General features: G+C 45.8%; 9 protein-coding genes and 1 other RNA gene. 3 read left to right on the plus strand and 7 right to left on the minus strand.

Features of this window, described 5'->3' with window-relative positions:
- Window positions 1-188: 188 nt before the first annotated feature.
- The 3 genes from smpB (at window position 189) to ssrA (ending at window position 2265) form a co-directional block, all read left to right on the plus strand.
- A complete protein-coding gene (smpB, locus tag QZZ36_RS06945; protein ID WP_295078929.1) occupies window positions 189-653 on the plus strand; it encodes an SsrA-binding protein SmpB in 465 nt (154 codons plus the stop codon).
- Between the two features lie 16 nt (window positions 654-669).
- Window positions 670-1791: a S66 peptidase family protein gene (locus tag QZZ36_RS06950; RefSeq protein ID WP_295078931.1), complete on the plus strand. Its 1122-nt coding sequence runs from the start codon at window positions 670-672 to the stop codon at window positions 1789-1791.
- Between the two features lie 104 nt (window positions 1792-1895).
- Window positions 1896-2265: a transfer-messenger RNA gene (ssrA, locus tag QZZ36_RS06955) on the plus strand.
- Window positions 2266-2460: 195 nt separating this feature from the next.
- On the opposite strand, the gene QZZ36_RS06960 is transcribed toward ssrA, so the two are convergent.
- The 7 genes from QZZ36_RS06960 to QZZ36_RS06990 all read right to left on the minus strand — a co-directional run bounded on the left by QZZ36_RS06960 (window position 2461) and on the right by QZZ36_RS06990 (window position 10188).
- On the minus strand, window positions 2461-2688 hold the full coding sequence (locus QZZ36_RS06960; protein WP_173458339.1) for a hypothetical protein: 228 nt from the start codon (window positions 2686-2688) through the stop codon (window positions 2461-2463).
- An 18-nt stretch (window positions 2689-2706) separates the two neighbouring features.
- Window positions 2707-3141: a hypothetical protein gene (locus QZZ36_RS06965; RefSeq protein ID WP_295078934.1), complete on the minus strand. Its 435-nt coding sequence runs from the start codon at window positions 3139-3141 to the stop codon at window positions 2707-2709.
- Window positions 3122-6079 (minus strand): signal peptidase I, encoded by a 2958-nt coding sequence (locus tag QZZ36_RS06970; protein WP_295078937.1) that lies wholly within the window; start codon window positions 6077-6079, stop codon window positions 3122-3124. Before QZZ36_RS06970 ends, QZZ36_RS06965 begins: the two co-directional genes overlap by 20 nt.
- A gap of 24 nt (window positions 6080-6103) precedes the next feature.
- Entirely contained in the window at window positions 6104-7675 is a 1572-nt protein-coding gene (locus QZZ36_RS06975; protein ID WP_295078940.1) for a hypothetical protein, read from the minus strand.
- Window positions 7676-7719: 44 nt separating this feature from the next.
- A complete protein-coding gene (locus QZZ36_RS06980) occupies window positions 7720-8625 on the minus strand; it encodes a signal peptidase I (protein WP_295078943.1) in 906 nt (301 codons plus the stop codon).
- Window positions 8626-8650: 25 nt separating this feature from the next.
- Window positions 8651-9364, minus strand: a complete 714-nt coding sequence (locus QZZ36_RS06985) for a hypothetical protein (protein WP_295078946.1) — start codon at window positions 9362-9364, stop codon at window positions 8651-8653.
- Between the two features lie 65 nt (window positions 9365-9429).
- Complete coding sequence (locus tag QZZ36_RS06990) at window positions 9430-10188, minus strand: EAL domain-containing protein (RefSeq protein ID WP_295078949.1); 759 nt, start codon at window positions 10186-10188, stop codon at window positions 9430-9432.
- Window positions 10189-10936 lie beyond the last annotated feature (748 nt).

Consider the following 10936-nt stretch of genomic DNA (forward strand, 5'->3'; position numbering starts at 1 on the left):
AAATTAAATACAATATTATCAATATATCATAAAAATCAATTTATGTCAATATATCCGCAAAGCCGCCGTATACCGGCATATCACGGCACAATTATCCAAACGACATTTTTCATATCCCTTCCGTTTTTTCTGCGGTTGACATTTAAGCCGCAATAGTGTATAATTTTTTTCAGACAGGAGATGATAAAATGCGCTCAAAAGGTACTAAAACCATTGCAGAAAACCGCAAAGCCAGACATGACTATTTCGTACTCGAATCCTACGAGGCAGGCATTGAGCTCGTGGGAACAGAAGTAAAATCCATTCGCCAGGGCGGCGTGAACCTCAAGGACTCATGGTGCTCTATCGACAAGGGCGAGCTTTTCGTCCGCGGTATGCACATCTCTCCTTATGAGAAAGGCAATATCTTCAACCGCGACCCGCTGAGAGTAAGAAAGCTCCTCATGCATAAGCGCGAGATAAATAAACTCTATGGCACTCTAAAACAGGAGGGACTGTCACTGATACCGCTGAGTCTTTATTTCAAGGATTCAAGGGTAAAAATGCAGCTCGGTCTCTGCAAGGGCAAAAAGCTCTACGACAAACGCGCCGACATCGCTAAACGTGACGCGAACCGCGAAATTGACCGCAATATAAAAGCACGCAACCAGTAACGAAAGGACTTGCGTTATGATATATCCCAAGCCTCTTAAAAAAGGCGACAAGGTCGTTGTAATATGTCTTTCAAGCGGTATACTCGGCGAGCCGTACTGCTCTCACGAAAAAGAGCTCGGTATAAAAATGCTCCGTGGATTCGGTCTTGAACCCGTTTTCACAAAACACGCTCTTATTGGTACAGATTATATAATGAAACACCCTGAGGCACGGGCTGCCGATCTGAAGGAAGCCTTCCTTGATGACTCCGTAAAGGGTATCATCTGCGCTATCGGCGGTATAGATACATTCCGCACTTTTCCTTATCTCATGGAAGATGAAGAATTCAAAAAGGCGGTTCAGCAGCACCCTAAGTTCTTCCTCGGTTTTTCCGACACTACCAGTAACCATCTGATGTTTCACAGGCTCGGCTTGCAGACCTTCTACGGTCAGGCTTTCATGTGCGACCTTGCAGAGCTTTCAGGAGATATGCTTCCCTACTCAAAGGCTCATTTCGGGAGCTGCTTTGCACCGTATCACGGAAGAAAGATAACTCCCTCCGACGTATGGTATGAGGAAAGGACAGACTTCTCCGCAGCTGCTGTCGGCACTATGCCCGTTTCTCACAGGGAAGAGCACGGCTATGAGCTTTTGCAGGGCAGTCACTTTTTTGAAGGAGAGCTTCTCGGCGGCTGTATCGACAGTATGGGAGAAATGCTCATTTCAGGCAGTATCGACAGGTACGGCGAGTTGCTTGCAGACGAATTCGAGAAATGTCCGCAGCTCAGAGATGACTTTGCAAATCAGAGCGAAATAACGCGCAGATATAACATTTTCCCCAACGCCGAAGAGTGGCGTGGAAAGATACTCTTTGCCGAAACGAGCGAGGTCATGCCGGCTCCGGAAATGCTTGCGGAATACCTCAGCACTCTGAAACAAAAGGGCGTTTTCGATAATATAAACGGTATCATCATCGGCAAGCCCATGAACGAAAAATACTTCGAGGAATACAAGTCAGTATGGCGCGATATCGTCAATAACAGTAAGCTTCCCATACTCTATAATGTCAACTTCGGTCATTCCGCTCCGAGAGCTGTACTTCCCTATGGGGCTGCTGCCCGTGTTGACGCTGACAGACAGGAAATAACCCTTTTGTGATATTACATATAACGACAATGTTTGCAGTTGACAAACGGCTGTAAATATTGTATAATATTATTCGGAGCATTTCAGCTCCCACTACCTGTACCCTCATTGACTATGGGGGCGTAAAGGTTTCGACGGGGGTCTTGAAGTGTGATAAGCGAGCGGAGAATGGCATGATCTCCATAACCTGTGCCACGTTTAAATATAAACGCAAGAAATAACATTACAGTTTCTAGAAATAGCGAACTGGTAGCTGCATAAGTCAGCTTCTGTCCACCGGGAGAGTACCGCGGCTCCCGCTTGGGCATCAATGAGCGGTGAACGACTGTCGGAAGTGTCCGTGTCCGTCAGTTGTATACGGACTACCTGTGATAACAGCCCGTTTATCGGCGGTAATTGCAGGGAATCATAATAGGTAAAATACGCTCGTAGAAAGTTGCATGAATGGGCTTTCGGACAGGAGTTCAATTCTCCTCGCCTCCACCAAGCAAGGTGCTGTGCATCGTTTTTTCCCGGTTTATAGCGTCTTTTTTCATTTATTCCAAGTATCGGATCTGATTATGTATGTTTCACTTTCAAAACGATGAGCAGCACTTTTTCAGCGACAGTGTCACACGAAAAGATAAGCCGCTATATATGCAGAAAGGACGTCTCTTCCGGAGACGTCCTTATTCTTTTTTATCAGCCGAGAGACCTGAGCTTCTTCTGAAGCTCTATCATGTGGTTACGGCAGGCGGTTATTTCGCCTGTATATTTATTGAACCACTCTACGTCCGTTTCATCAGGCTGCTCCTGCAAAAGAATTGCCTGTACAAGTGCTGACTGGGAACGGGAACGCTTTCTCTCGATCTCCTTGATAGTGCTCATGCAGAGCTTTATTTCCTTTTTAAGACGTCTTTTTTCGCCCATAATAAATCCTCCTCTGCATCAATAGCCCTGCTTGTCTATGGAATCGACAAGGGCTTTTGCCTCATCATACCCTTTATCAAGACCGTCAAGTATATCCTGAAGAGCTGTTTCAAGCTCGTCAAGCTTACTTCTCATCTGCTCCGGGTACTTCATAATGCAGGTATTTACCTCGTTGATAACCTTTTTTTCATCCCCGAGGTCATCTATCAGGAACACAAATGAGGTCGCACCGCTCATATCACTGAGAATACGTCTGTATCTCAGTTCCATATCTCCTTCGCCGTTCCTGTAGGAGCCGATGTCTTCAATAACATCTCCGAGACTTGTACGGTACTGATTCCTGTAGGTCTCCTGCACCCGTCTGACTTCATCCATGTACAGGGCAATGAATACGAGCAGTGCAATGAATGTTATAATGAACAGAATGATCGCACTAATCATTCTCCTCTTCATCAGTTTCTCTTGATTCAATCGTATTCACCTCGTTTTCGGTGCTGTAGCCTATCTCCTCAAGGCGTTTCTTTTCCTTTTCGATAGCCGCACGCATTGCAGCTTCATGTTTTTCCTCAGGAGTAAGAGCTTCCTTCTCAGCGGTTTCCCTGCCGATCTTCACAACAGTCCTTGCCTCATAAACCGCAATAACCGTCATCGGTATAACCACAAGCAGCAGAAGCAGTTTCCTCATATTTACAAATGAACTGAGCCATATGAAGAACCTTGCCTTGCCGGTGTATTTGCCGACTATGTTTTCAGGCTTTACCGAAACGCTGTCATCGACCGGATTGGCGTCGCCTCTTGTTATGTAGCTTCCGTCGCTGTTCTTCCCGACTATCCTGTGAGTAACGAGAAGTCCGCGGATATCGCTCTGCTCAGAGTAGAATGAGATTATATCCCCTTCCGAAAGAGCGTTCACATCTGTCTTTTCAACTATGATATACTCACCTGTGTATATTGAAGGCTCCATGCTTCCGGTGACTACCCTGAGTATGCTCTTTCCGAAAACATTAACTGCCCTGCCGTGTGCTGAGCACACCATTACATATACAACAAAGGCAAGTGCGAGCAGTGTGATGACTGCAACTATGATATTTGATATCCTTGATGAGTTGTCCTCCTCATCAGTCTCCACGGAGCTGATTTCAAGATTTTCGATACTTTCGGCACTTGCACGTATGCTCTCCTCAAGCTCTCTCTTCTCTTTTCTGCGGGTCTCAACAGCACGGCGAAGCTTCTCAAGGGCATTAACATGGTATTCCCTGTACAGGCGCTTCATTTCCTTATCTATTGCCAGCTGCTCCTCAGGAGTTCTTACAGGCGGGGTATATGCAGGTCTCGGCTTGTTCTTGTCAGCAATGCGCTTCTTGCGTTTGAACTTCATATCGCTGATAAAACGCATTATCCTGTACCGGGCAGCCTGCCCGTACTTCCTGTAGTAGACCTCCATATCCTTTCTTTCCTGCTTTTCGTGCTCATTTGCCTCCTGCTTTGCCTGCTTTTCAGCAAGGAGCTGTTTATAGCGCGGGTTGTCGGTATCCTTTGGTATGATTCCGAATACCACCGCAAGCAGATGTCTTATCAGTCTGATAAGCACATATAATGGATTCCACGAATATTCGCGGTATATCTCCCTGAAAGGTTTGTTTTCAAAACGCTGTCTGTCCGCCTTCAGGCGCTGAGCGCGTTCTGTTTCGGCGCGTTCCTTTTCACGCCGCTGCTGCTCCAGCTTTTTTCTTGCCGCAACAGCTCTCGGATCCTCGAAGCTCTCGCCTTCCTCGTTTGATTCAAGTTCAGCCTTTGCTTCCTCGATCTCTTCTTCTGTGACTTCGTCATAAGCCTGCTTTTCAAGCTCAGCCTCGTCAGGCTCCCTGTTTAGCGCTTCCTCGTCCAGACCCTCAGCTTCACCGAGCTCGTTTCTGGCGATCTCCTTATTATGGCGTATCTCCTCACGCTCTGCGGCAAGTCTTTCTTCCTCCTCGCGTCTGAGACGTGCTTCCTCCTCGCGCTTGCGTATCTCCTCAAGTCTTGCAAGGCGTTCTGCTTCAAGCCGCTGGCGTTCGCGTTCCTCCGCTTCCTGCTCGGCGCGCTTCTGCTCCAGCATTTCCTGAACGCGGCGCTCCTCTTCTTCCTTGGCTATGCGGATACGCTCCAGTTCTGCCTGTCTTGCTTCCTCGATACGCTGCATCTCGGCGAGCCTTGCCTCTTCCTCCTGACGGCGCTTTTCTTCCTCCGCACGCTCGGTCTCGAGCTTTGCGAGATACTCTGTCTCCAGCTTTATAACTAAAGATAGCTCCTGAAACATCTCCGTCAGATTTTCGGGAAGATGCTTCTCCATTTTGAAATCGCCGTCCGCAGCGATATATCCTGCTGTAGTCTCGGAGGAAACACTGTAATCCGCTGCAAGGGTCTTGTCGAATTTCTTCAGGAACTTAGGCGCTATCGGCTTGCCCGTCTGAGTCTTCAGATGAGTCAGCTTATCAGCTGTATCCACGTTCATGTACGAACGGAAAAGCAGCAGATTCAGCACTACAAGCTTGTAGAAATCGTTTACATAGTCCTCCTGCGGCTGCATCGCAGTATTTTCTACGTTTATCTCATAGCCAACCTTGTCGTAGCTCTCTATATACTGCCAGAGCGTCAGGCAGGCTTTCAGATCCACGTTTTTCATGATCGCGTTGGTACGCATTACAGGCGGTCGTATATATGTATTTCCAAGAGCTTTGCAAAGCTCCGAGCCCTTGTAGCCCTCAATAGCTGTTTTCAGCTTTTCGACACGCTGCCATACGGTATATCCGTTGGCGTCATAGGAATCGAGATTGTCTATTGTCTCTATCTTCAGATCTATCTTCATCTTTCCGCCCGAACCGTCATCTATCACCGTATCGTAGCCGAGAGTATAGACCTCTTCGTCCTTTGATACCTGTGCAAGCTTCTCATAGCGGGTATTTATGAAGATGTAAAGTCTGTCGATAAGGGTGTTTATGAATTTGTTCTCGTAGGTCAGCAGACTTTCTTCCTTATGTACGTTCAGTATCTTCGACGGAGTTATCTTTCCCGTCTTCCTGTCAACGCTCTGGATAAGGTCTGTATGCTGCGCAAGGTGCTTGACCGATTCTATGGTGGTCTTTCTTGACAGCGCTATAGGTACTATCTCCTCCACGTCTTCTATAGTACGTCTCGGACTTCTCAGGAAATTATCAACATGGATAATGCCGTTCTCTATAGCCTCTACCCACGATACATCTATCGCCTTCTCCATAAGTTTACGGTTGAAGGCAAATGTGTTACGGCTCGCATTCAGCAGGGAATCAAGTGCATTGTATAACTCATCACTGCCGAATACCTCAGTAAGTATCGAAAACTCACTGTACCACTTGCTGTATAAGTCGTTCACTTGTCCTCACCTGCTTTTTCCGAATCAGAACAGCTTCTGGAGTCTTTCAAGGTAAGCTATGGATTCGTTCATTTTATTCTTGCCGAATGTCTTGGTCATGTAGGCACAAAGTTCACGAAGCTCTTCTCTCAGCATGGCGAGATTGAGAGATTCAAATTTACGGAATATCTTTGTAGCGAGTATGTAGTCGATACCGTCAAGCTCGTCGCCGCCGCAGGCTACATATACCGGCACAAAGAGGTTCATCTGCTTCAGGATACGGTTACCGAAGGCAACTCTCAGCTTCTCTATTACCCAGAGGTCAAGCTGTTGTATCTTCTTGAGATTTTCCTGTGATATGGGATATTTGTCGAACGCATCCCTGAACAGCTGATCAAGGTGATCGAAGCCAAGGTTCATAGGCGGCGTATCGGGCGCATCAAACGCTACGCCCTTTGAGTCAAGATTGATAGGCTGAGCACGGTCGTAAACCTTATCGGAAATAGCGAATGTGGAGTCATCGTTGTTCGCTGTTCCGATATACCATATATTCTGCGGGATGCGTATCTTGCCCTTGTCAAGATTCTCAGGGTCAGTGCTCCATACATTGGGAACAATATCAAGTTCCCACTCGTCTGCGTTCGGCATTTCGAGGATGGAGAGCATTTCCGCGAAGTAATACTCGACACGGGCGATGTTCATCTCATCGAGAAGGATAAGGTTTACATCGTTGTTATAGCCTGACGAATAGATTCGTTTGAGCACCTCTGTCTCGTTGAAGTTCTTGGTAAATTCGTTGAAGTATCCGAAAAGCTCCGTTCTGTCACGCCATGAAGGCTGTACGGAAGCTATGGTCGTATCCACCTGCAGGAACTTACCGAAGGAGTACGGGAGAGAGGTCTTACCTGTACCGGAAATACCCTGAAGGATTATCAGCTTGGTCGAAGCCATACCGGCCATGAACAAGCGTACTACCTTGGGCTCATAGTACAGATGCATTCTTGAACACGCAAAATTTCTGAAATTCTCACAAATACCTACAAGGTCGATATCGTTGTCATACTCAGGCGGAGTATATGTCTTGTAGAAGGTATCCACTTCGATGAGCTTTGAAAATCTGTGCTCTGTCGTCTGGACAACGCCGCTCTCCACAACTGCCGGCTGAGCTTCTCCGCCTTCTCCTTCCGCACCTGCCGCATTTCCGTCAGCAAACGACAATGCACCAGAGCCTGCGGGAAGCCCCATCTGGGCGACCTTCATAGCCATGATCTCGTCCTTTTCCTTTGCCATCTTCATGACCTTTCTCTGCAGCTCGGATATCTCCTCAAGGAGATCCTCATTGCTGACGAGGGAATGTCTGAAGCGTATATATTTTCGTATACCGAAGAATATGAGCATTGCCAGGAGAACGTATATTGCTATTACGACCACTATCGCAAATATGGACAGTACCCAGCCTAAGGCACCGTAATTCTGAGAATGTTCCTTGAAGATATCTATGTAGTTCTTTATGTTGAAGATCTGCTTGATACCGTGACCGAAGCCGCGTATTATCTCTGCATAACCCTTCAGCATCTCAGAAATAAATGCAAAAAACCATTTTAGAAATTCATTCATAATAATCTCCGCAGATCCGGGTATCACCGCAGATCTTTGCCGGATCATCCGGCATTGTCATCAGTTTTTTCCGCTATCTCTGAAAGTTCCTCTGCTGCCTCTTCTTTTAGATCTTCTGCTTTTTCTTCTATCTTTTCGGCAGCGCCGGAAGTTATCTCCTCTGCCTTTTCCTTAATTGCTTCCGCTTTTTCTTCAAGCTTTTCTGCGGCACCGGAAGCTGCTTCCTCTGCCTTTTCCTTAATTGCTTCCGCTTTTTCTTCAAGCTTCTCTGCGGTATCGGAAACCTTTTCCTTTACCGCTTCAGCCTTTCCGGCGATATTGTCGGCTTTTTCTCCCTTGCTTGCAAGGTATTCCTCAATAGCGCGGCGCTTGATCTCTTCCTCGTCAAGCTGCTCCGCAGCAGCCGGACGCCTTACCTCAATAAGTGCAACGATGAACTTGTAAAGCTCGAAAAGGAAGAATATCGCCATCGGAATGAGTATACAAATAAAGAAGCCCTTCTTTGTACGCAGGAAAGCCATAAACTTTCCCAAGCCCACTATCTTTGTATTTGTCCATTTACCGATGATGTCGCTTGCGTATGCAGGAGCTGTATCGTCGATAGGATTGTTATCGCCTCGTGTAACAAAGCTCCTTGCGCCCTCATCGGCATTGACGCTTACGATCCTATGGGTGTTCTTTACTCTTACCCCGTCTATGACAGTCCAGAAGGTAATGACATCACCCTCTTTAAGACTGTTGAGATCATCGATCTCCTTACAGATTATAAGATCATTCTTACTGAAGGTAGGTTTCATTGAATCTGATTCTACCGTCATCGGAATGTAACCGAAAAGATTTGCCACACCGTTGTTCCTGCCGGATGAGAATACTATTATTGTTATCAGAAGCGCAAATATAAGCACTATCCATGCGATCACATTTGCTCCGACTCTAAGTACCTTTTTCATATTGATTATACTCCTTTTATTGAAATTAAGTTGATTCGGTTATCTTGAAGTTCATTCCGAGCTTCAGTGTACCGCCGATTATATCATCAATACAGTCGGGATCATTTCCCTCCAGCCATATAACAACGGTAAATTTGTCTTTTTCATTTGCCTTAAATCCCTCAGATGAGGTCCTCATGACTATACCTGATGTCAGAAACTCGCTGTCGCAATCGCTTTCCATGCCTCCGCCGTTGGACTTGGTCTTTCCGTAAACAGTCTTCTCGCCGTTCTTGTATACCGCAATTCTGACGGCTTCATCGACCTTCTTCGTGACATTTTCAATGACCATTTCGCCTGTATAGCTGATGGTATCATCTCCCGAATTTATAAGATAGAAGGTATAGGCTATGTAATTATCGCCGTTATGACTTCCGTTTATCTTGTCAATATTTTCGGGAAGGTCTCTGCCGCTTATGTTCGTCATATCGTAAACGATGTTAGCATTGAGCACTGCTATAGACCTGTCATATTCGGGAGTTTCCGACAGTGTAAGTCCCTGATGCACCATGTCGTACTTGTTGACCTTTACCGTAAAACTTCCGAACTTATCATAGAAATAGGATATCGCATACGCAACAGCCACAATAAGCACAAGAATTATCACCAGCAGGCCGAGTATCCTCATAAGGACGACATGACGCTTGACCTCTTTTGCAGTTCTTCTGAGTTCAAGGACATCAATCAATTTATCATCCACAGTGAACTCTCCAATCCTTATATATTAGTTCTGCGTAAAAGCGCAGAAACTGTTTTTCCGTATGTTCAGTTTTCGGATTTCTTTCGTACATATCTTTCCGTCATGTACTTGCCGGAAAGGTTTCCTGCACAGTACGCACATTCAAACGAATAGAGCATTTCCGCCTGATGGCTGTTGAAAACGCCGTCGGCTATGGGCTCTGATCCGATATCATTCACAAAGGAAATGATCGACCTTACCGCGTTGTCAGAACGCTCTCCCCTGCCGATATAATTTGCCACCTCCGGGCTGAGCATTACGAAGTCGACAGGATAATCCGAGAGGCGCATAAGAGGACATGAGCTTCCGCCGAAATCCGTAAGCATAAAGTGAAATCCGAGGTTACGCATCGTCTGTATCGTTGAAGGTACCTGTTCGTCAGTTTCCGTAAGTAGCTTCGAGGAAAGCTCAAAACAGATACGGCTCGTGGCGACCTGATAGCGTGCGGCATAGTCGGCTGCAAACTTTGTGGTCCTCTTTTCACGCAAAAGACGTACAGGAAGATAGACTGACAGCCAGTTGAATCCAATATCACGCTCATAAAACGATGAATTTGCTTCAAGAGCCTGTATAAGCTCCAACCGGAACAGCTGATCCGCCTGATTTGTCATTTCAGCTACATCACGGTACGTGTCGGGTGAAAGTACGCCTAAATTAGGCGAATTCAGCATAGTCTTCGTCTGGATGAAAGCGGTCTGACCGCTTGATATCTCCCTGATATTCCGATAATTGAGCTCAACGGCGCGGAGACCGTCAACCGTTGCCTTTAAATTCTTTTCTGCCATATCCTCCCCCCTCTTCCTTAAAATTCTTCTTTTATTTGTTTTATTATACCATATTTACAGTGCAATGTCAATGAAATAACTATTAATTCTAACAAAAAAACAGTATTTTTTTACAAAAAGTAAATATCATATAACAAACTACTTTCCGTATGCCGTTTCCGGCACAGAAATATACAATTTCTTCATGATGCCGCCGCTAAAACATTAAAAATAACCCGCCGGACTATCGCCCGACGGGTTGAGGTATAGAATATGAGCAAGCTGTCGATTAATAAAGTTTGTTTCGCTGCACCGTCAGCACCAAACTGACGGTGCATAAAACTGAAGGTTTTATGTGCCTATGATGAATCTTTTATTATGGAACTCTCTGCCATAACTGCTTAGAGCTCACAGACCATTTTTACAAGGCTTTTCATAAACCTGATCCGTTCGGATCAATAAATAGAGGGCATTTTTTAAGTGATCTGGGGGATCGACTTATACCTTTTGTTTACAATTATATTATACCTCGCCCACACTGATTTGTCAATATTTTCTCTAAGAATTCATATATAGTCAAAAACTTTCAGCATTATATACAATGAGATACCTTTTGTTTGTGCCTTATAGTCAACTGCACATTACATCAAGTATATTATCATCTTTTTTCTCAACCAAATATCCCTGAAACAGCTGGCTGCTTTTTCATGAAGAAAAAGCAGCGGCTCAGGAAGCAGGTATGCCGCCTCCCGAGCCGCTTATACACTAT

Source organism: Ruminococcus sp. (genome assembly GCF_016287535.1).
GTDB lineage: Bacteria > Bacillota > Clostridia > Oscillospirales > Ruminococcaceae > Ruminococcus.